The sequence below is a fragment of the Amycolatopsis sp. NPDC051061 genome (assembly GCF_040682935.1).
Taxonomy (GTDB): Bacteria; Actinomycetota; Actinomycetes; order Mycobacteriales; family Pseudonocardiaceae; genus Amycolatopsis.
Genome location: NZ_JBFBBZ010000051.1, coordinates 47,029 through 67,343 on the forward strand (window position 1 = coordinate 47,029; position 20,315 = coordinate 67,343).

At 70.4% G+C, this 20,315-nt stretch carries 19 protein-coding genes; 17 read left to right on the forward strand and 2 right to left on the reverse strand.

Translation table 11 applies throughout. The annotated features are described in order from the left end of the window. From AB0N03_RS42690 to AB0N03_RS42700, 3 genes are read left to right on the forward strand one after another with little or no spacing between them, the layout of a single operon-like run. Positions 1 to 1,170: an acetoin utilization protein AcuC gene (locus tag AB0N03_RS42690; protein ID WP_364385145.1), complete on the forward strand. Its 1,170-nt coding sequence runs from the start codon at positions 1 to 3 to the stop codon at positions 1,168 to 1,170. A gap of 2 nt (positions 1,171 to 1,172) precedes the next feature. After that, entirely contained in the window at positions 1,173 to 3,854 is a 2,682-nt protein-coding gene (locus tag AB0N03_RS42695) for a GNAT family N-acetyltransferase (protein ID WP_364385148.1), read from the forward strand. A 3-nt stretch (positions 3,855 to 3,857) separates the two neighbouring features. Beyond that, positions 3,858 to 4,988, forward strand: coding sequence for a serine hydrolase domain-containing protein (locus tag AB0N03_RS42700; RefSeq protein WP_364385151.1), 1,131 nt, complete (start codon positions 3,858 to 3,860; stop codon positions 4,986 to 4,988). 49 nt (positions 4,989 to 5,037) lie between these two features. Here the strand turns inward: AB0N03_RS42700 and AB0N03_RS42705 are convergent, their stop codons facing one another. After that, positions 5,038 to 6,060, reverse strand: coding sequence for an acyl-CoA dehydrogenase family protein (locus AB0N03_RS42705; protein ID WP_364385154.1), 1,023 nt, complete (start codon positions 6,058 to 6,060; stop codon positions 5,038 to 5,040). Between the two features lie 9 nt (positions 6,061 to 6,069). Next, positions 6,070 to 7,230, reverse strand: a complete 1,161-nt coding sequence (locus AB0N03_RS42710; RefSeq protein ID WP_364385157.1) for an acyl-CoA dehydrogenase family protein — start codon at positions 7,228 to 7,230, stop codon at positions 6,070 to 6,072. Positions 7,231 to 7,300: 70 nt separating this feature from the next. Here AB0N03_RS42710 and AB0N03_RS42715 point away from each other — a divergent pair, with 70 nt between their 5' ends. The 14 genes from AB0N03_RS42715 to AB0N03_RS42780 all read left to right on the forward strand — a co-directional run bounded on the left by AB0N03_RS42715 (position 7,301) and on the right by AB0N03_RS42780 (position 20,163). Then, a complete protein-coding gene (locus AB0N03_RS42715) occupies positions 7,301 to 7,492 on the forward strand; it encodes a ferredoxin (protein ID WP_364385160.1) in 192 nt (63 codons plus the stop codon). Positions 7,493 to 7,574: 82 nt separating this feature from the next. Beyond that, on the forward strand, positions 7,575 to 8,441 hold the full coding sequence (locus AB0N03_RS42720; RefSeq protein ID WP_364385163.1) for a 3-oxoacyl-ACP reductase: 867 nt from the start codon (positions 7,575 to 7,577) through the stop codon (positions 8,439 to 8,441). After that, positions 8,438 to 9,202: a glucose 1-dehydrogenase gene (locus AB0N03_RS42725; RefSeq protein WP_364385166.1), complete on the forward strand. Its 765-nt coding sequence runs from the start codon at positions 8,438 to 8,440 to the stop codon at positions 9,200 to 9,202. The genes AB0N03_RS42720 and AB0N03_RS42725 overlap by 4 nt, the downstream gene beginning before the upstream one ends. Before the next feature lie 95 nt (positions 9,203 to 9,297). Further along, the gene (locus AB0N03_RS42730) at positions 9,298 to 10,086 is read left to right on the forward strand and encodes an ABC transporter permease (RefSeq protein ID WP_155542112.1); all 789 of its coding nucleotides are present in this window, start codon (positions 9,298 to 9,300) and stop codon (positions 10,084 to 10,086) included. Then, complete coding sequence (locus AB0N03_RS42735) at positions 10,086 to 10,934, forward strand: ABC transporter permease (protein ID WP_364385169.1); 849 nt, start codon at positions 10,086 to 10,088, stop codon at positions 10,932 to 10,934. The genes AB0N03_RS42730 and AB0N03_RS42735 overlap by 1 nt, the downstream gene beginning before the upstream one ends. Beyond that, positions 10,931 to 12,253, forward strand: a complete 1,323-nt coding sequence (locus AB0N03_RS42740) for an MCE family protein (RefSeq protein ID WP_364385172.1) — start codon at positions 10,931 to 10,933, stop codon at positions 12,251 to 12,253. The genes AB0N03_RS42735 and AB0N03_RS42740 overlap by 4 nt, the downstream gene beginning before the upstream one ends. Continuing rightward, positions 12,250 to 13,287, forward strand: a complete 1,038-nt coding sequence (locus AB0N03_RS42745; protein WP_364385175.1) for an MCE family protein — start codon at positions 12,250 to 12,252, stop codon at positions 13,285 to 13,287. Before AB0N03_RS42740 ends, AB0N03_RS42745 begins: the two co-directional genes overlap by 4 nt. Then, a complete protein-coding gene (locus tag AB0N03_RS42750) occupies positions 13,284 to 14,315 on the forward strand; it encodes an MCE family protein (RefSeq protein WP_364385178.1) in 1,032 nt (343 codons plus the stop codon). The genes AB0N03_RS42745 and AB0N03_RS42750 overlap by 4 nt, the downstream gene beginning before the upstream one ends. Then, positions 14,312 to 15,505: an MCE family protein gene (locus tag AB0N03_RS42755; protein ID WP_364385181.1), complete on the forward strand. Its 1,194-nt coding sequence runs from the start codon at positions 14,312 to 14,314 to the stop codon at positions 15,503 to 15,505. The genes AB0N03_RS42750 and AB0N03_RS42755 overlap by 4 nt, the downstream gene beginning before the upstream one ends. Further along, positions 15,502 to 16,653 (forward strand): MCE family protein, encoded by a 1,152-nt coding sequence (locus AB0N03_RS42760; RefSeq protein WP_364385184.1) that lies wholly within the window; start codon positions 15,502 to 15,504, stop codon positions 16,651 to 16,653. The genes AB0N03_RS42755 and AB0N03_RS42760 overlap by 4 nt, the downstream gene beginning before the upstream one ends. Further along, positions 16,650 to 17,885 (forward strand): MCE family protein, encoded by a 1,236-nt coding sequence (locus AB0N03_RS42765; protein WP_364385187.1) that lies wholly within the window; start codon positions 16,650 to 16,652, stop codon positions 17,883 to 17,885. The genes AB0N03_RS42760 and AB0N03_RS42765 overlap by 4 nt, the downstream gene beginning before the upstream one ends. Beyond that, positions 17,882 to 18,358, forward strand: coding sequence for a hypothetical protein (locus AB0N03_RS42770; RefSeq protein ID WP_364385190.1), 477 nt, complete (start codon positions 17,882 to 17,884; stop codon positions 18,356 to 18,358). The genes AB0N03_RS42765 and AB0N03_RS42770 overlap by 4 nt, the downstream gene beginning before the upstream one ends. Beyond that, positions 18,355 to 18,837: a hypothetical protein gene (locus AB0N03_RS42775; RefSeq protein WP_364385193.1), complete on the forward strand. Its 483-nt coding sequence runs from the start codon at positions 18,355 to 18,357 to the stop codon at positions 18,835 to 18,837. The genes AB0N03_RS42770 and AB0N03_RS42775 overlap by 4 nt, the downstream gene beginning before the upstream one ends. 96 nt (positions 18,838 to 18,933) lie before the next feature. After that, positions 18,934 to 20,163: a DUF222 domain-containing protein gene (locus tag AB0N03_RS42780; protein ID WP_364385196.1), complete on the forward strand. Its 1,230-nt coding sequence runs from the start codon at positions 18,934 to 18,936 to the stop codon at positions 20,161 to 20,163. The last annotated feature ends 152 nt before the right edge of the window (positions 20,164 to 20,315 follow it).

Here is a 20,315-nt window from a genome sequence, read left to right on the forward strand (position 1 = left end):
ATGTCGCCGGCTGTCGTTTGGGACTCCGCCCTGCTGGGTTACGACCTGGGCGGGGACCACCCGTTCAACCCCGTCCGGCTGGAGCTCACCGTCCGGCTGGCCACCGAGCTCGGCGTGCTCGACGACGTCCCGCTGCTCGTCCCCACCGGCGCCGGGGACGAGGAGCTGCTCCGCGTCCACGCCCCCGAGTACCTCGCCGCCGTGCGGGAAGCGCCGCTCGTCGGGTGGGACGTCGGGCACGGGCTCGGGACCTCCGACAACCCCGTCTTCTCCGACATGCACGACGCCTCCGCCCTCGTCGTCGGCTCGACGCTGCTCGCCGCCCGGAAGGTCGCCGAAGGCGAAGCCACCCGCGCGGTCAACATCGCCGGCGGCCTGCACCACGCCATGCGCGACCAGGCGTCCGGCTTCTGCGTCTACAACGACTGCGCCGTCGCCATCTCGTGGCTGCTCGACCACGGCTTCGACCGCATCGCCTACATCGACACCGACGTCCACCACGGCGACGGCGTCCAGGCCGCCTTCTACGACGACCCGCGCGTCCTCACGATCTCGATGCACCAGCACCCCTTCACGCTCTGGCCGGGCACCGGCTACTCCGCCGAGACCGGTCGCGGGAAGGCCGACGGCACCTCGGTCAACGTCCCCCTGCCGCCGCGGACCCGGGACCCCGGCTGGCTGCGCGCCTTCACCGCCGTCGTCCCGTCGCTGCTCGCCGACTTCGAGCCGCAGCTGCTGTTCACCCAGTGCGGCGTCGACTCGCACGAGGAAGACCCGCTGGCCGACCTCTCGCTGAGCGTCGACGGGCACCGCACCATCTACACCACCCTCCGCGACCTCGCCGAGACGTACGCGGACGGCAAGTGGATCGCCGTCGGCGGGGGCGGGTACCAGCTGATCCGGGTCGTCCCGCGGTCGTGGACGCACCTGATCGCCACCGTCCTCGACCGGGACGTCGCCCCGGCGACGCCGCTGCCGCCCGGTTGGGTCGAAACCGTCTCCAAGGCCGCCCCGAACGCCGAACTGCCCCGAGCGATGACCGACGACCGCGAAACCGAGTTCAAGCCGTGGGGCGACGGCGAGGACGACCCGGTCGACGTCGCCGTCCGGGACACCCGCCGGGCCGTCTTCCCCTTGCACGGCCTCGACCCGGACGACCCCAGGGACTGACGATGGCCGGCCGGGACCCCTTCGACTACCCCCGCGACTGGGAGGCTGACGTCGTGCTGTCCGACGGCGGCACCGTCCACCTCCGCCCGATCGTCCCCACCGACGCCGACGGCCTCGTCGCCTTCCACGGCAAGCTGTCCGAGCGCACCCGCTACTTCCGCTACTTCGGCGCCTACCCGCGGATCCCCGAGAAGGACCTGAAGCGCTTCTCGACCGTCGACCACCACGACCGGGTCGCGTTCGCCGCCTTCCTGGGCGACGACATCGTCGCGGTCGGCCGGTACGAGCGGCTCGACCACGGGCCCTCGGCCGAGGTCGCCTTCGTCGTCAGCGACGCGCACCAAGGCCGCGGGCTCGGCTCGATCCTCCTGGAACACCTCGCCGCGGCCGCGGCGGAGTGCGGGCTGCGCCGGTTCGTCGCCGAGGTCCTCGCCGAGAACGCCGCGATGGTGCGGGTCTTCCGTGACGCCGGCTACCAGGTCAGCCGCGAGTTCGAGGAAGGCGTGCTGCACCTGGAGTTCGACATCGACCCGACCGAGGAGTCCCTCGCGGTCGCGCGCTCGCGGGAGCAGGCCGCCGAGGCACGCAGCGTGCACAACCTGCTGCACCCGACGTCGGTCGCGGTGATCGGCGCGTCCGCCGAGCCGGGCAAGGTCGGCCACGTCGCCTTCGTGAACCTCCTGGCCGCCGCGTTCACCGGCACCGTCTACCCGGTCAACCCGGAGCACCGCTCGATCCGCGGCGTCCGCGCGTACCCGTCGGTGCTGGACATCCCGGACTCGGTCGACCTGGCCGTCGTCGCGGTGCCCGCCGAGGCCGTCGAGTCCGTTTTGGACGCTTGCCTCGCGAAGGGCGTCAAGACGCTGCTGATCCTCTCGAGCGGCTTCGCCGAAGCCGGCCCCCGTGGCCTGCACGCGGAACTGCGGCTGGTCGGCGAGGCGCGGGCGCACGGCATGCGCGTCGTCGGCCCGAACGCGCTCGGCGTGCTGAACACCGCACCCGGCGTCCGGCTCAACGCCACCCTCGCCCCGCGGCTGCCCGTGCGCGGGCGCACCGGGTTCTTCTGCCAGTCCGGCGCGCTGGGCACCGCGATCCTCGCCGACGCCGAGTCGCGCGGCCTCGGCCTGTCGACGTTCGTCTCGGCCGGCAACCGCGCCGACGTCTCGGGCAACGACCTGCTCCAGTACTGGGAAACCGACCCGGACACCGACCTCGTGCTGCTGTACCTCGAGTCCTTCGGCAACCCGCGCAAGTTCGCGCGGCTGGCGAGGAGGCTCGCGCGGACGAAGCCGATCGTCGCGGTGAAGTCGGGGCGGCACGCGGTGCGCCCGCAGCTGGCCGCGACCTCGACGGAGATCGACGAAGCCAGCGTCCAGGCGCTGTTCGAACAGGCCGGTGTCGTGCGCGTGGAGTCGCTGGCGCAGCTGTTCGACACCGCGCTCGTGTTCGCCCACCAGCCGCTGCCCGCCGGGCCGCGGGTCGCGATCGTCGGCAACTCCAGCGCGATCGGGCTGCTGGCCGCCGACACCGCGCGGATGCAGGGCCTGCGGCTCGCGTTCGACCCGGTGGACGTCGGCCCGCAGGCCGGCCCGGAGGACTTCGCCAAGGCGGTCGGCGAGGCGCTCACCTCGCCGGACACCGACGCGCTGGTCGTCGTGTTCGCGCCGCCGGTGGCCATCCCCGGCACGGCGTACGCGCGCGCCCTGCGCGAAACCGTGGTCGAACTGGGGCAGCGCAAGCCGATCGTCTCGACGTTCCTGGCCGCCGAAGGCGTTCCCGACGAACTGGCCGTGTCGACCGGCGACGGCGTGCCGACCCGCGGCTCGATCCCGTCGTACCCGAGCCCGGAACGCGCGGTGAACGCCCTCGTCCGGGTCATCCGGTACGCGGCGTGGCGGCAACGCCCGCAGGGCACGCTCGTGACGCCGTCGGGGATCCACACCGAACAGGCGCAGGTGATCGTCCGCGAGCTCCTCGAAGCCGAGGACGGCCGGACGACGCTGCTGTCCGACACCGACGTCGTGCGGTTGCTGGGCTGCTACGGCATCGACGTCGTCCCGTTCCGCGTCGCGTCCACAGTGGACGAAGCCGTCGCGGCGGCGGCCGAGCTGGGCTACCCGGTGACGCTCAAGGCCGTCGACGAGCGGCTGCGCGGCCGGCCCGACCTGGCGGGGGTGCGGCTCGACCTGTCGTCGGCCGACTCGGTGCGCACGGCCTACGAGTCGCTGCGCGAGATCTCCGATGACGACGACGTGTACGTCCAGCGGATGGCGCCGAAGGGCCTGTCGTGCGTGATCGGGCTGCAGGACGACCCGTCGTTCGGCACGCTCGTGTCGTTCGGGCTGTCCGGGCTGGTCAGCACGCTGCTGGGCGACCGCGCCTACCGCGCGGTGCCGCTCACCGACATGGACGCGGCCACGCTGCTGCGCGAGCCGCGGACGGCGCCGCTGCTCACCGGCTACCGCGGCGACGAACCCGCCGATCTCGCCGCTCTGCAGGACATGGTGCTGCGCGTCGCCGCACTGGCCGAGGACAACCCGGAGGTACGGTCCCTGGTGCTCGACCCGATCCTGGCGTCGCCGGACGGCGCCTTCGTCGCCAATGCCCGTCTCGTGCTGGGGCCGCCGCCGTCGCGGCCCGACACCGGCCCGCGGCGCCTGCGCGCCATCAACCCCCTGGACTGAACCGTGCTGACCGAACTGCTGACGCGGCACGCCGCGGACCTGCCCGGCGCCGTGGCCCTCGTCGCGCGCGGTGACCAGGTCGAGGTGGCCGCCGTGGGCTCCGCCGACGCCGAGGGCACCGTGCCTATGGCGCGCGACTCGCTGTTCCGCGTCGCGTCGCTGACCAAGCCGATCGTCGCCGCGGCGGTCATGCTGCTCGTCGACGAGGGCGAGCTCGCGCTGGACGACCCGATCGCGCGGTGGCTGCCGGAGCTGGCGTCGCCGGTGGTCGTGCGGACGCCGGCCGGGCCGGTCGACGACGTCGTGCCCGCCGTCCGCCCGATCACGGTGGCCGACCTGCTCACCTTCCGCTGCGGGTACGGCCTCGCGGCGGACATGACGCTGCCCGCGGTCGACCTGCTGCTCCAGGTGCTGGGCCACCCGGCGGCGGCACCGCGGGCCCTGGCGCCGGACGAGTGGACGGCCGCGCTGGCGCAGGTGCCGCTGCTGCACCAGCCGGGGGAGGCGTGGCTCTACGACACCGGTTCGGACATCCAGGGCGTGCTGATCGCGCGGGTGTCGGGCCGGCCGCTCCCGGAGTTCCTGGCGGAACGGCTGTTCGAGCCGCTGGGCATGGCCGACACCGGGTTCGCCGTGCCGACCGCGGCGCTGGGCCGGTTCACCAGCGCGTACCGGCCCGGCGACGCGGGGCTGCGGCTGATCGACTCGCCGGAGGGCCGGTGGAGTGCCGCGCCGCCGTTCCCCTCCGGCGCGGCGGGCCTGGTTTCGACGGCTGACGACCTGCTCGCGTTCGGCCGGTTCCTGCTGGCCGAAGGCACGGTCGGCGACCACCGGCTGCTGACGCCGGGCTCGGTGCACCGGATGACGGCCGACCACCTGACGCCGGCCCAGCGCGAGGCCGGACGCGTGTTCCTGCACGGCCAGGGCTGGGGGTACGGCGGTTCGGTCGACGTCGAGGCGAAGCAGCCGTGGGAGATCCCGGGCCGCTACGGCTGGGTCGGCGGCGCGGGCACGTCCTGGCACCTGTTCCCGGCGACGGGCACGGTCTCGGTCCTGCTGACGCAGGTCGAGATGACGAGCCCGGAGCCGACCCGGCTGATGCGCGAGTTCTGGACGTACGCGGCAAAGCCGTGAAGGCCACCTTGAGGAACTTGAAGTTCCTCTAAGGTGGCCTTCACGCACTTCAGGCGTCGGTGGCGAGGTGCTCGCCCAGGGCCAGCAGCTGCGGGGTCGCCGGGCCCAGCAGGAACTCCAGGCGCTTCGCCGCCGTGAAGTACCGGTGGACCTCGTGGTCCACGTCGATGCCGACGCCGCCGTGGACGTGGACCGTCGTGTGGGCCACCCGGTGGCCCGCCTCCGCCGCCCAGAACTTGGCCGTCGCCACCGCTTCCGCCGCCGGGAGGTCCGAGGCCAGCCGCCACGCCGCCTGCAGGGACGTCAGCCGCACCGCCTCCACGTCCACGTACGCGTCCGCGAGGCGCTGGCGGACCGCCTGGAAGCCGCCGATCACGTGGCCGAACTGCGTGCGCTCGGCCGCGTACGCCGCCGTCAGCTCCAAAGCCCGCTCGACCACGCCGAGCTGCTGCGCGCACACCCCGGCCGTCCCGCGCAGGCGCAGCCATTCGCCGATGTCGCCCAGCGAAACCCCGGGCACGCCGGACAGTTCCAGCAGACAGGCGTCCGCGTGGTCGGTCGTCCGCTGCGGCCGCACCGTCACGCCGGGCGCCGAAGCGTCGACCAGGAAAACCTCGCCGGAAGCGGCCACGAGGAAGCCGTGGGCGAACGCGCCGAAGTGCACCGCGGTCTGGGAGCCCGAAAGCACGCTCTCCGAAGCGGTGAAACCGGACAGCGCCACCGCTAGAACGCGTTCTCCCCGCAGCACCGGCAGCACCCAGCGGTCCACCAGCTCCGGCGTGCCGAACTCGGCCAGCGCCGACGCCGCCATCGTGATCGACGGCAGGTACGGGACCGCCGCCACCGCGCGGCCGATCTCGGTGAGCACCGCGCACTGCTCCAGCAGGCCGAACCCGCCGCCGCCCAGCGACGACGGCAGCGCCGCGTCGAGCACGCCCGCCTGGCCCAGGGCCGTCCACAGTGGAGCGTCGAAGCCGCCGGTGCCGTGCGGGTCGTGGCCGGCCTTGTCGGCGAGGATCCGCCGGGTCAGCGCGGCCAGGTCGGCCGACGCCTCGGAAGGGGTGAAGTCCATGAGACGCTCCTAGCGCGTGACAGGCAGGCCGAGGGCGGTCGCGGCGATCATGTCCCGCTGGATCTCGTTGGTACCGCCGCCGAAGGTGAGGATCAGCGCCGAGCGGTGCAGCCGCTCGATCCGCCCGGCCAGCAGCGCGCCCGGCGAGCCGTCGCGGACGACGGCGGCCGCGCCCAGCACCTCCATCAGCAGGCGATAGGCCTCGATCGCGAACTCCGTGCCGTACACCTTCGTCGCCGACGCCTCCGCCGGGCCGAGCTCGCTCGCCGCGGCCGCCCAGGCGATCCGCCAGTTCCGCAGCTTGAGGTACTCCGCGCCGGCATGCACCCGCGCGAGGTGCAGCCGCACCCATTCCTGGTTGATGGCGCCGGTCTCCTTCGCCCAGGCCACGACGTCCGCGAGGGCCTTGCGGACGGGCGCCGACGACGTCAGCGCGACGCGCTCGTGGTTGAGCTGGTTGGTGATCAGCGGCCAGCCCGCGTTCTCCTCGGCGACGCGCGCCGACACCGGCACGCGCACTTCGTCGTAGTAGGTCGCGCTCGTGCCCGCGCCCGCCACGGTGCGCACCTTGGTCCAGGAGAACCCGGGCGCGGACGTCGGCACGATCAGGATCGACAGGCCGCGGTGCTTCTTCGCGTCGGGGTCGGTGCGGACGGCGAGCCAGACGTAGTCGGCGTACTCGATCAGGCTGGTCCACATCTTCTGCCCGGTGACGACGTACTCGTCGCCGTCGCGCACCGCGCGCGTCCGCAGCGACGCCAGGTCGGTGCCGGCCTCCGGTTCGGAGTAGCCGATCGAGAAGTGCAGCTCGCCGGCGGCGATCTTCGGCAGGTAGAACGCCTTCTGCTCTTCGGTGCCGTAGCGCATGATGGTCGGCCCGACGGTGTTCACCGTGAGGAACGGGACCGGCACCCCGGCGACGGCCGCCTCGTCGGTGAAGATGAGCTGGTCGAGCATCGGCCGGCCCTGCCCGCCGTACTCCTTCGGCCAGCCGAGCGCGAGCCAGCCGTCCTTGCCCAGCTGCCGGACGATCTCCTTGTACGCCAGGCCGTCGCCGTACTCGTCGCCCGCGCGGAGGCTTTCCCGCCGCTCGGGCGTCATCAGCTCGGCGAAGTACTCCCGGAGCTCCGCGGCCAGTGCCCGCTGCTCCGGTGTGTAGTCGATCCGCACCCGTCACCTCGATCCGGCGTTATAGTAGAACCTGTTCTAGTTGTACCAGGACTCACGCGGCGGAGGAAGCATGGAGATCGGCGTCGATCGTTCGCTCTGCGAGGCGAACGCGGTGTGCGTGGGGTTCGCGCCGGACGTCTTCGACCTGGACGACGACGAAGAACTCGTCGTCCAGCCGGGACCGATTCCGGACCATCGGATAGAACATGTTACAGATGCCGTGAAAGGTTGCCCGAAGAACGCCCTGTTCATCGCTAGTTAGCGGCGTTCACTGAAGGGCTTGCTCTGGACAAGAACAGATTCTAGTGTAGGCCCGGTCACAGGACTCGATGAGGAGGCCGCGCGTGAGCCTGACGGGCAGGACAGCGATCGTCACGGGCGCCGCCGCGGGCCTGGGGCGGGCCGAAGCGCTCGCTCTGGCCGGGCGGGGCGCCACCGTCGTCGTCAACGACATCGGTGAGCCGAAGGACGTCGTCGAAGAGATCGAAGCCGCCGGTGGCAAGGCCGTGGCGGTCGCCGGCGACGTGGGGGAGCGGGCCACCGCCGACGCACTCATGGCCGCCGCCCTCGACCTCGGCGGGCTCGACATCGTCGTGAACAACGCGGGCGTGCTGCGCGACAAGATGCTCTTCTCGATGTCCGACGACGACTGGGACACCGTGCTCCGCGTCCACCTGCGCGGCCACTTCCTGTTGTCCCGCAACGCCGCCAAGTACTGGCGCGACAAGTCCAAAGAAGACGGTCAGCCGGTGTACGGGCGCCTGGTCAACACGGCGTCCGAAGCCTTCCTGATCGGCTCACCCGGCCAGCCCAACTACGCCGCGGCGAAGGCGGGCATCACCGCGCTCACCATGTCGGCCGCCCGCGGCCTGGCCAAGTACGGCGTCCGCGCCAACGCGATCTGCCCTCGCGCGCGGACGGCGATGACCGAGGGCGTGTTCGGCGCGGCTCCCGAGAACACCTCAGCGGGCGCCGACCCGCTCTCGGTCGAACACGTAGCGCCGTTTGTCGCCTATCTCGCCTCACCTGCGGCCGAGCACGTCAACGGCCAGGTGTTCATCGTCCACGGCGGCACGGTGTCGCTGGTCGAAGCGCCGCGGATCGAGCGGCGCTGGTCCCTCGACGAGCTCGAAACCTCCGTGAGCGCGTTCTTCGCCGAACGCGACCCCGGCCGGATGTTCGCCGCCACCGAAATCCTGGGAGAGTCATGAGGCTGGACGGGAAGATCGCCCTGATCACCGGCGCCGCGCGCGGCCAGGGCGAGGCCGCCGCACGCGCGTTCGTCGCCGAAGGCGCGAAGGTCCTGATCGCCGACATCCTGGACGACGAGGGCAAGCAGCTCGCCGCCGAACTCGGGGAGCAGGCCGTCTACCAGCACCTCGACGTCGGTGACGAGGACGGCTGGGTCACCGCCCTCGACCGGGTCACCACCGAGTTCGGCGCGCCGAACGTGCTGGTCAACAACGCGGGGATCCTCCATTTCTCGGAACTCGGCAAGACGAAGCTGGCCGATTACGAACGCGTCATCCGGGTGAACCAGATCGGGGCGTTTCTCGGGATGCGCTCGGTCGTTGAACCGATGACCGCCGCCGGCGGTGGCTCCATCGTCAACGTGTCCTCTGTGGAGGGACTGGCCGGGATGCCCTACCTCGTCGCCTACACCGCGAGCAAGTTCGCCATCCGCGGGATGACCAAGGTCGCCGCGATGGAGCTCGGGAAGAAGCACATCCGCGTCAACTCGGTCCACCCCGGCGCGATCGACACGCAGATGGTCGAGACCGCGGCGGGCGGGCAGAAAGTCGACATGTCGTACGTCGGGAAGAAGGTCGCGCTCGGCCGCGTCGGGCAACCCGAAGACGTCGCGAAACTGGTGCTGTTCCTGGCCAGCGACGAGAGCGCGTACTGCACGGGAGCGGAGTTCGTCGCGGACGGCGGTGCCACGGCGTCGCACGCCCTCAACCTCAGCTTCTGAAGCTTCCGACGGAGATCAGTTAACACCGCTAACGAAAATCGGGCACCGGGTATGGAGAACACTCGGAGGTCAGCGACGACCTACTGGGAGGTGTGGTGAGCGAGAGCACGGGCACGCTCCCGGGAACCGCGGCCCTGACCCAGGTCGGGCGCCTCGCGACGCTGTCGTGGGAGGTCCTGCGCGCGATCTTCAAGCGCCCCTTCCAGACCCGCGAGTGGATCCAGCAGTGCTGGTTCTTCGCGAGCGTCACGATCCTGCCGACCGCGCTGGTGGCCATCCCGTTCGGCGCGGTGATCGCGTTGCAGCTCGGCTCGCTGACCGCGCAGATCGGCGCGCAGTCGTTCACCGGCGCGGCCAGCGCACTGGCCATCGTGCAGCAGGCCAGCCCGCTGATCACGGCGTTGCTCGTCGCGGGCGCCGGCGGCAGCGCCGTCTGCGCGGACATCGGCGCGCGCAAGATCCGCGAAGAGATCGACGCCATGGAGGTCCTCGGCGTCAACCCGATCCAGCGCCTCATCGTGCCGCGCGTGCTCGCCGCGATGGTCGTTTCGGTGCTGCTCAACGGCTTGGTCAGCGTCGTCGGCGTCCTCGGCGGCTACTTCTTCAACGTCGTCCTCCAAGGCGGCACGCCCGGCGCGTACCTGGCCAGCTTCAACGCGCTGGCCCAGGTGCCGGACCTCTGGGTCAGCGAGATCAAGGCGTTGCTGTACGGCTTCGTCGCCGGGGTCGTCGCGGCGTTCCGCGGGCTGAACCCGCCGCCCGGGCCCAAGGGGGTCGGCGACGCGGTCAACCAGGCCGTCGTCATCACGTTCCTGCTGTTGTTCCTCATCAACGTCGTGCTCACCGCGATCTACCTGCGGATCGTCCCGCCGAAGGCCATGTGATGACAGCGGAACCCCTGGACCACGAGCGGACGCTCGAGTACATCGCGCGCCCGGGCCAGAGCCTGGAGGGCTTGGGCAAGCAGCTCGCCTTCGCCGCCAAGGCGCTCGCCTGGTCGCCGCGCACGATCCGCCGCTACAGCCGGGAAACGCTGCGGCTGCTCACCGAGGTTTGCTTCGGCACCGGCGGCCTCGCCGTCATCGGCGGCACGCTCGGCGTGATGATCGGGATGACGCTGTTCACCGGTCTCATCGTCGGCCTCCAGGGCTACTCCGCGTTGAACCAGCTCGGCACGGCCGCGCTCACCGGGTTCATCTCCGCCTACTTCAACACGCGCGAGGTCGCGCCGCTCTCGGCCGGGCTCGCGCTGAGCGCGACCGTCGGCTGCGGCTTCACCGCGCAGCTCGGCGCGATGCGGATCTCCGAGGAGATCGACGCGCTGGAAGTCATGGGCGTGCCGAGCATGCCGTACCTGGTGACCACGCGGGTGCTCGCCGGCGTCGCCGCGGTGATCCCGCTGTACGCGGTCGGCCTGCTCTCGAGCTACCTCGCGTCCCGGCAGATCACCATCTGGCTCTACGGCCAGTCCGCGGGCACCTACGACCACTACTTCACGCTGTTCTTGCCCCCGGGCGACGTCCTCTGGTCGTTCGGGAAGGTGATCGTGTTCAGCGTGCTCGTGATCCTGTCCCATTGTTATTACGGCTTCAACGCCAGCGGCGGCCCGGCCGGGGTCGGGGTGGCGGTCGGCCGCGCGGTGCGGACGTCGATCGTGCTGATCTCGGTGCTGGACTTCTTCCTCAGCCTGGCGATCTGGGGCGCGAACACCACGGTGAGGATCTCCGGATGAGGCGCGAGCTCCGGCAGCGGCTCCGGTACCAGGTGCTGGGGCTGGCCTTCCTGCTCGTGGCCGCGCTGTTCATCGCGCTCACGCTCGCCGTCTACAACAAGGCCTTCACACCCGTGACGCTGGTGAAGCTCGAGACCGACCGGGTCGGCAGCCAGCTGCGCACCGGCGGCGACGTCAAGGTCCGCGGCATGCTCGTCGGCGAGGTCCGCTCGGTGCTGGCGAAGGGCGACCACGCCGAGCTGGAGCTGGCGCTCGACCCGGACAAGACGCACGTCATCCCGAAGAACGTCTCGGCGCGGCTGCTGCCGAAGACGCTCTTCGGCGAGCGGTACGTCTCGCTGCAGCTGCCCGAGACCTCGCAAGGTCCGATCAAGGCCGGCGACGTCATCCCGCAGGACCGCAGCAGCACCGCGATCGAGCTGCAGAAAGTGCTCGACGACGTCATGCCGCTGCTGCAGGCAGTGCAGCCGGAGAAGCTGTCGAGCACGCTCACCGCGGTGTCGACCGCCCTCGAAGGCCGCGGCAAGCAGCTCGGCCGGACCCTCGTGCAGCTGAGCGACTACCTCGGCAAGCTCAACCCGTCGCTGCCGGACGTCAAGGCCGACATCACCGGGCTCGCGAACGTCGCGGACACCTACGACAAGGCGGCGCCGGACCTGCTGCAGGCGCTGTCCGACCTGACGACGACGAGCCGGACGATCGTCGACCAGCGCGCCCAGCTGACCGACCTCTACGCGACCGTGACGGCGGCCTCGGTCGACCTGACGAGCTTCCTGCAGGTCAACAAGGACAACCTGATCCGGCTCACCACAGCCGTCCAGCCGACGCTGGACGTCCTCGCGAAGTACGCGCCCGAGTACCCGTGCCTGCTCGAACAGCTCGCCGGGGAGGTCGCGCCGGCCGAGCTGGCGTTCGGCAAGGGCACCACGCACCCCGAGGTCAGCCGGGTCACCATCGAGTTCGCCGCCAGCCGCGGCAAGTACCTGCCCGGCGTCGACGAGCCGAAGTACGAGGACAAGCGCGGGCCACGCTGCTACCCGCAGGTCCCGAAGCCCGGGGTCTGGCCGCAGTACCCGCCGGACGGCGCGATCAAGGACGGTTCCAGCAAGCCGGCGCCGCCGAAGTCGCCGTCCGGTGAGCTGCCCGCCGGTGGTGGTGCCCTCGGCGGCGACGGCTCGATCGTCGGCTCGCCCTACGAAAAGGACCTGATCGACCTGCTCGCCTCGCCCGCGCTCGGGACGTCGCCCGGTGACGTGCCCGGCTGGGCCGGCCTGCTCGTGGGCCCTCTCTACCGCGGGGCGGAGGTGGAGCTGAAGTGAGGAGTTTCGTCCCGTCCCTCATCAAGCTCGGGGTGTTCGCCGTCGTCACCGTGCTGCTCACCGGCGTCCTCGCGGCCACCATCGCGAACACCAACTTCGGCGAGACGTCCGGCTACCTGGCGAAGTTCACCGACGCGTCCGGCCTCAAGGAAGGCGACGACGTCCGCATCGCCGGGGTCAAGGTCGGCCAGGTCGACACGATCGGGGTCGTCGAGGGCGAGCAGAACTTCGCCGAGGTGCGGTTCGACGTCGAGCACGCCTATCGGCTGCCGGAGTCGGTGACCGCGACGATCAAGTACCGCAACCTCGTCGGCCAGCGCTACCTCGCGCTCGGCACCGACGTCCCGGGCGACCGGGCGCTGCCGGACGGCGGGACGATCCCGCCCGAGCGCACCAAGCCCGCGCTGAACCTCACCGTGCTGTTCAACGGCTTCAAGCCGCTGTTCAAGGCGCTGAGCCCGAAGGACGTCAACCAGCTCTCGGCCGAGATCATCGGCGTCTTCCAGGGCGAAGGCGGCACGATCACCAGCCTGCTGCAGCACACCGCGTCGCTCACCACGGCGATCGCGAGCAAGGACCAGGTGATCGGGCAGGTCATCGGCAACCTCAACACCGTGCTCGGCACGGTCAACGCCCACGGCCCGCAGCTCGGCGACCTCATCGAGCAGACCCAGAAGCTCGTCAGCGGCCTGGCCGAGCAGCGCAAGCCGATCGGCGACGCCGTCAGCGCGCTCGGCGACCTCGCGGTGTCCACGACCGGCCTGCTCGCCGACGCGCGCCCGGCGCTGAAGGACGACGTCGCGCAGCTCGGCGTGCTGTCGCAGCACCTCGGCGACTCCGGCGAACTGCTCAACCACCTGCTCCAGGTGCTGCCGGGCAACCTGGAGAAGTTCACCCGGACCCTGAGCTACGGCAGCTGGTTCAACTACTACCTGTGCGGGATCACCGGCACCATCGGCATTTCCTCGCTCGACATCACGTTGCCGATCATCCCGATCCCCGGCACACAACGCGCCGAAAGGTGTGGCCCGTGAAACGGCTGAAGGATCGCAACCAGGCGGCGGTCGGCGCGGTCGCGCTCGTGCTGATCGTGCTCGTCACGGCCACGACGTACTTCTCCGACCAGCTCCCGTTCTTCGGCAATGGCACGACGTACTCGGCCTACTTCGGCGAGTCCGCCGGGTTGGCGCCGGACAACGAGGTCGAGGTCGCCGGGGTCAAGGTCGGCACGGTGTCGTCGGTGACGCTCGCGGGCAAGCAGGTGCTGGTGCGCTTCCGCGTCAAGGACGTCCGGGTCGGCGACGCGACGACGGCGTCCATCGAGATCAAGACGCTGCTGGGGGAGAAGTACCTCGCGCTCGACCCCCAGGGCGGCGGCGCGCAGGAGCCGGCCGCGACGATCCCGCAGGCCCGCACGCGCACGCCGTTCCAGCTGCAGGACGCCTTCGAGCAGCTGTCGACGACGGTCGGCGACATCGACACGAAACAGCTCGCGGACAGCTTCAACGCGCTTTCCGACAGCCTCAAGGACAGCCCGCAGTACCTGAAGGACACGCTGTCGGGGTTGTCGTCGCTGGCTCGCACGGTCTCGTCCCGCGACAACGACCTGCACACGCTGCTGGCGAACACCAGCCAGGTGTCGAAGACGCTGTCCGACCGCAACGCACAGCTGCAGCGCGTGATCAGCGACGGCAACCTGCTGCTCACCGAGCTGCAGAACCGCAAGACCGCGATCCACGCGCTGCTCACCGGCACCCAGCAGCTCTCGCAGCAGCTGTCCGGGCTCGTCGCGGACAACCGCGCGCAGCTCAAGCCGACGCTGGACAAGCTCGGGAAGGTGACCGACATCCTGCAGCGCAACCAGGGCAACCTCGACCAGAGCCTCCGGCTGATGGCGCCGTTCGCCCGCGTCGGCGCGAACGCGACCGGCAACGGCCGCTGGTTCGAGGGCTACCTCTGCGGGCTGCTGCCGCCGACGATCACCGCGGCCGGCCTGCACATCAACCCCGAGGGCTGCACCCCGCCGATCGCGGCGCCGAACCAGGGGGTGGGCGGCCGATGACCATCCGGACTTACCGCGGCCGCAGCCTGGTGACCTGGCTGGCGTTCGCCTGCGTCCTGGCACTGGTCGTCACCGCCGGGCTGTGGCTGGTGTTCCGCGCCGCCACCGGCACGACGCTGTCGGCGTACTTCGGCAAGACCGTCGGGCTCTACGCGGGTTCGTCGGTGCGGGTGCTCGGCGTGCCGGTCGGGCAGGTCACCGACGTCACGCCGCAGGGCGACGCGGTGCGCGTGGACATGCGGGTCGACGACGTGCAGCTGCCGGCCGGCGTCGGCGCGGTCGTCGTCGCGCCGAGCCTGGTCAGCGACCGGTACGTCCAGCTGACCCCGGCCTACGACAGCGGCCCGACGCTGGCGACGGGCACGGTGCTCGCGAAGGACCGCACGGCGACGCCGGTGGAGCTGGACGACCTGTATTCCAGCCTCGACAAGCTGTCGACGGCGTTGGGACCGAACGGCGCCAACAAGGACGGCGCGCTGTCCGGCGTCCTGGACACCGCTGCCGACGCGTTGAAGGGCAACGGCGCCTCGCTGAACTCGACGGTCGGGCAGCTCGCCGACCTCGCGAAGACCCTGGACGGCTCGAAGGATGACCTGTTCTCGACCGTGCAGAACCTGAACTCCTTCACCGGTGCGCTGGCGCAGAGCGACCAGCAGCTCAACGAGTTCTACGGCCGCGTCGCCGACGTCAGCCAGTTCCTCGCCGCCGACTCCTCCGACGTCGGGGCGGCACTGCAGTCCCTCGGCGGGGCGCTCGGCGACGTCCAGCAGTTCGTCAACGACAACAAGGGCGCCTTGGAGTCCAATGTGGACAAGCTGGCGTCGCTGTCGAAGGTCCTGGTCGACCAGCGCGCCTCGCTCGCCGAGGTGCTCGACATCGCCCCGACCGGCGCCACCAACTTCATCAACTCCTACGACGCCGCGTCGGGCACGATCGCCGTCCGGGACAACCTGAACGAGCTGACCAACCCGCCGATCCTCACCGTGTGCCGGCTGATCAGCGCGGGCACGCCGAAGGAAGTCCCGGACACGCTGGGGAACATCTGCAAGCAGCTCGCGCCGGTCCTCGACGGCGCGTTGAAGCTGCCGACGATCCCGCAGGTGCTCAACTCCCTGCAGAACGGGACGCTCCCGCCGTTGCCGCTCCCGCTCGTCGACGTGATGGAGCAGCTCGCGGGGGGTGCGAAGTGAAGCGGCTCGCGGGAGTGCTCGCCGGGGTGCTCGTGCTGGCGGCCTGCAGTGACGGCGGGTTCAACGGCCTCTACGGCACGCCGCTGCCGGGCGGCGCCGACGTCGGAGACCACCCGTACCACGTCACCGCGCTGTTCACCGACGTGCTCGACCTGGTGCCGCAGTCCAGCGTCAAGGTCAACGACGTCGCGGTCGGGCGCGTCGACAAGATCAGCCTGACGCCGGACACGCGGTCGGCGCTGGTCGCGATGACCGTCAACGGCGACATCGCGTTGCCCGGGAACGCCCGTGCCGAGCTGAAGCAGTCTTCATTGCTGGGTGAGAAGTTCGTCGAGCTGAGCGTGCCGGCCGCCGAGCCGGCGTCCGCTCAGAGGCTCGCCGACGGCGCGCAGATCCCGCTCGGGCGCACCAACCGCAACCCCGAGGTGGAGGAGGTGCTCGGCGCGCTTTCCCTGCTGCTCAACGGCGGCGGCGTCGAGCAGATCCAGAAGATCAGCCACGAGCTCAACGATGCGCTGTCGGGCAACGAGCCGGAGATCCGCGCGCTGCTGTCCCGAGTGGACGAACTGGCGACCCAGCTCGACGGGCACCGGACCGAGATCCTCCGCGCGATCGACGGGCTCGGGAAGCTGTCGCAGACGTTGACGGGCCAGACGCAGAACCTGTCGAACGCGCTCGACAACCTCGCGCCGGGCCTGAAGATCGTGACCGACCAGCGCGACCAGCTCGTCGGCATGCTCAACGCGCTGAACACGCTCTCCGGGGTCGCTACCGACACCGTGACGAAGAGCCGTGACCAGCTCGTCGCGAACCTCAAGGCGTTGCAGCCGACGCTGACCAAGCTCGGCGAGGCCGGTTCCGACCTGCCGAACGCACTGCAGATCCTGCTCACCTACCCGTTCCCGGACTACGCGGGCAACGTGATCAAGGGCGACTACGCGAACGTCGAGGCGAACGTGAACCTCGACCTGGACACGCTGATCCAGAACTTCACGAACTCGTCGCAGCCGCCGATCGCGCTGCCCTCCGGACAGCAGCCTTCCGCGGTCGCCCCGCCGCTCCCGTTGCCGGACCTGGGCTCGCCCGGGCAGACCGGCGGCACCGGGCTGCTGGGCGGCCTCCTCGGCCTGATCGGGGGCGGCAAGTGACCACGCGCAAGGTCCGCATCCAGCTGTTCGCGTTCGTCGTGATCGCGGTGGTCTCGGTCGTCTACGCCGGTGGCCGGTACGCCGGGCTGGACCGGCTCTTCGGCAACCGCGGCTACGTCGTCACCGCGCAGCTGACCGACTCCGGCGGCATCTTCGTCAACTCCGAGGTCGCCTACCGCGGGGTCACGGTCGGGCGGGTGACCGGGATGACGCTGACCGAGCACGGCGTCGACGTCGCGCTCGACATCGACGCCGGCGCCCCGGACATCCCGGCCGACGCGCACGCGCAGGTGGCGAACCGGTCGGCGGTGGGGGAGCAGTTCGTCGACCTGCTGCCCTTGCACAACGGGGGGCCGTTCTTGACGGACGGCTCGGTGATCACGGCGGACAAGACGTCGCTGCCGCCGTCACCGGACACCGTGCTGACCCACCTCGACGACCTGGTCGCGAGCGTGCACCCGGAATCGCTGCGGACGGTCGTCGACGAGACGTACAACGCGTTCGCCGGGGCGGGCCCGGAACTGCAGCAGCTCCTGGACAGCACCGGCTCTTTGACGGCGGTGGCCGCGCAATACGTGCCGGAGACGCAAGGCCTGCTGGCGAACTCGCGGGTCGTGCTGGACACGCAGGAGCGTCAGGCGGCGAACATCACCGACTTCGCTTCCGGCCTGAAGACGATCGCCGGTCAGCTCAAGACGTCCGACCCGGACCTGCGGCGGGTGATCGCGCAGGCACCGCAGCTGAGCCGCCAGATCAGCGACGTGCTCGCGGCGTCCGGTACGGATCTCGGCGTGCTGTTCGCCAACCTGCTGACCACCGCGCAGATCACGACGTCGCGCAAGGACGCCATCGAGGAACTGCTGGTGGCCTACCCGATCATCTCGGCGTTCTCGCCGTCGACGTCCCCGGACGGCACGGGGCACCTCGGTGTGGTGCTGAACTTCTTCGACCCGGCTTCGTGCACGAAGGGCTATGAAGGCACGAAGCAGCGTCCGGCGAACGACGAGACCGAGGCGCCGGTGAACATGAACGCGTACTGCGCCGAGCCGCCGGGCAGCCCGACCGGGGTGCGCGGGTCGCAGAACGCGCCCTACGCGGGCAAGCCACCGGCCATCCCGGCCGCGCCTGCGCAGACCGCTTCGTCGCCTTCGCAGGCCCAGCTGCCGGGGATGTTGAGCTTGCTGACCGGGCCGTCGGCGGGTGGGCTGGGCAAGCTGCTGGGCGCGTCGTGAAGGTTTTGGCCGTGGCCGCGGTGGTTTCCGTGCTGGCGGCGCTGTTCTCCGGCTGGTCCTGGTGGCGGGCCGCTTCGGACGACTCGGCCGCTCGTGGCCGGGACCGGGACGCCGTGCTGGCCGCGGCGGGCCCGGAACTGGTCACGCTGAACACGATCGACTACCGCTCGGCCGGTGCGGCCGTGGACCGCTGGATCGCGGCTACCACGGGGCAGTACGGGAAGGACCTTTCGGGGGACCGTCAGGTGCAGATCGACCGGGCTACGACGGCGCGCACTGTGTCGACGGCGTCTCTGGTCCAGGCCGCGGTGACCGAGATTTCCGACGGGAAAGCTCGTCTCTTGGCGGTTCTGGACGTGCGGGTTTCGACGGGTGGCGGTGCTGTTTCGCCTCGCCTCAACCGGCTCACGGTGGACGTTTCGCGGTCTCCGGACGGCTGGAAGATCGCGGGCGTGCAGGCGGCGGGCTCGTGAAACGCGTGCTGCTGGCGATCGTGGTGCTCGCGCTGGGGTGCGCTGTGTGGTTCGGCGTCGAGACGGCTTCTCTTTCCCCGGGCGACAATCGGGCTTTGGTGGACACCGCGGCGACTTCTTCTGTTTCGTCCGAGGTGAGCGATGCGGTGAAGTCGGTGTTCTCGTACGACTATGCGAACCTGGCTCGGACTGAGCGGGCGGCTTCCGAGGTGTTGACCGGCGCTGCGGTTGGTCAGTACCGGGATCAGTTCGCTTCGGCGCGTACTCGGGCTACGGCGGAGAAGCTGGTGCGGACCACTACTGTCCGGGCTGTGGGGGTGCGGACCTTGGTGGGGGATGATGCTTCGCTGCTGTTGTTCCTGGACCAGCAGACTGTGACTCAGGGTGGGGGAGCGCCGTCGTCTTCCGTTGCTCAGTTGGCTGTGACGGCTAAGCGGATCGATGGTCGGTGGAAGCTTTCGGCGCTTACTGCGCTCTAAGTCGGCCGATTCCTCACGCTACGGTGCCCCTGCCGGGCTGCCGCTTCCACCTGATCGAGTGATGAACATGCGTTCGTGGGTCGGTAATCTTGGTGTGTGGACAGCGATGCGGTGTGGCGAGCGGATGCGGTGGCCTTGGCCGACCGCATCTCCGCTCTGCTCACTGTGGTGCGGTCTGCCGAGGCTGAAATCGGTGCGCTGCTCGTGGAAATCGAGTCGCGCGGTGTGATGGAACTCTTCGGATACCGTTCTGTGGCGCGGTTGTTCGAGCATCTGGCCGATGTTCCCAAGGCTGCCGCTGAGTCTGTGGCGAAGCGGGCTCGGGCTCTTACGCCCGGCCGGAACCTCGACGGCAGCCCGGTGCCTGCTGTTGCTCCCGCCACCGGCGCTGCCGCGTCGGACGGCCGGTTGAGCACGCCGATGATCGACACCATCATCGGTGTAGTGACTCAACTTTCGCCCGAGCATCGCGACGAGGCCGAGCAGCATCTGCTCACGTTCGCCTCCGAAGCCGGGTACAAGCAGGTCGCGGCGTTGGGTGCGCGGATCCTGGCCCACCTCGACCCTGACGGCGCCGAACCCGACACCGCCGAACCTGCTACTCCTTCTCGCGAGCTGTCGTTGCGCCGCAAGAGAACCGGGATATGGGAATTTCAGGGCCGCTTCGACGACGAGACCGGTACGAGAGCCAGCGCCCTACTGGATTCGCTCGCCCAGCGCCGCACGACCGACGAAGGCCCGGACTTGCGCTCCCCACAGGAACGCTACGGCGATGCGTTCTCCGACGCCATCGACCTCGCGTTGAACTCCCCCGATCTGCCGATGCAGGCCGGTGAACGAGCCCACGTGATGGTCGCGGTCTCCCTGGAGGACCTGAAGACGGGTGTTGGCCGGGCCATCCTCGGTGACCTGGGCACGATGTCGGCGGCCGAAGCCCGGATCCACGCGTGTGATTGCATGCTCATCCCCACGGTGCTGGGCGGCAAGAGCGAACCCCTCGACCTCGGACGGCAACGCCGCCTGGTCCCGCCCGGAATCCGCCGCGCGTTGTACCTGCGCGACCGCGGTTGCGCCTTCCCGGGCTGTCATCGTCCACCCCGGCACTGTCAAGGTCACCACGTCCGGCATTGGGCTGACGGCGGCCCGACCGAGCTGGGCAACATGGTGCTGATGTGCGCTCACCACCACCGGCTCCTGCACCGCTCCGGCTGGCAGGTCCGCATCGCCGCCGACGGCCTCCCCGAATTCCTGCCCCCGGTGTTCCTGGACAAACGCCGAAAACCCAGGCGCAACAACCTGCATCAACCGTTGCCCTTCGCGGCATAGACAACCGAACATGGGAAAGGCCCGCAGCCACCGGCTCCGGGCCTACACCCACGCCACCTAGCTGTATTGACCCGTGAGGTTGGGGACGCGGCTGGCGGGTGGTTTGCCAGCGAGTGCGGTGTGGCCGCGATGGTGATTGTAGGTGTGCAGCC

Excerpts from the sequence above, each read along its gene's own strand:
- AB0N03_RS42690 (WP_364385145.1), top strand. The coding sequence starts at position 1 with ATGTCGCCGGCTGTCGTTTGGGACTCCGCCCTGCTGGGTTACGACCTG.
- AB0N03_RS42695 (WP_364385148.1), top strand. The coding sequence starts at position 1,173 with ATGGCCGGCCGGGACCCCTTCGACTACCCCCGCGACTGGGAGGCTGAC.
- AB0N03_RS42705 (WP_364385154.1), bottom strand. The coding sequence starts at position 6,060 with ATGGACTTCACCCCTTCCGAGGCGTCGGCCGACCTGGCCGCGCTGACC.
- AB0N03_RS42715 (WP_364385160.1), top strand. The coding sequence starts at position 7,301 with ATGGAGATCGGCGTCGATCGTTCGCTCTGCGAGGCGAACGCGGTGTGC.
- AB0N03_RS42725 (WP_364385166.1), top strand. The coding sequence starts at position 8,438 with ATGAGGCTGGACGGGAAGATCGCCCTGATCACCGGCGCCGCGCGCGGC.
- AB0N03_RS42735 (WP_364385169.1), top strand. The coding sequence starts at position 10,086 with ATGACAGCGGAACCCCTGGACCACGAGCGGACGCTCGAGTACATCGCG.
- AB0N03_RS42740 (WP_364385172.1), top strand. The coding sequence starts at position 10,931 with ATGAGGCGCGAGCTCCGGCAGCGGCTCCGGTACCAGGTGCTGGGGCTG.
- AB0N03_RS42755 (WP_364385181.1), top strand. The coding sequence starts at position 14,312 with ATGACCATCCGGACTTACCGCGGCCGCAGCCTGGTGACCTGGCTGGCG.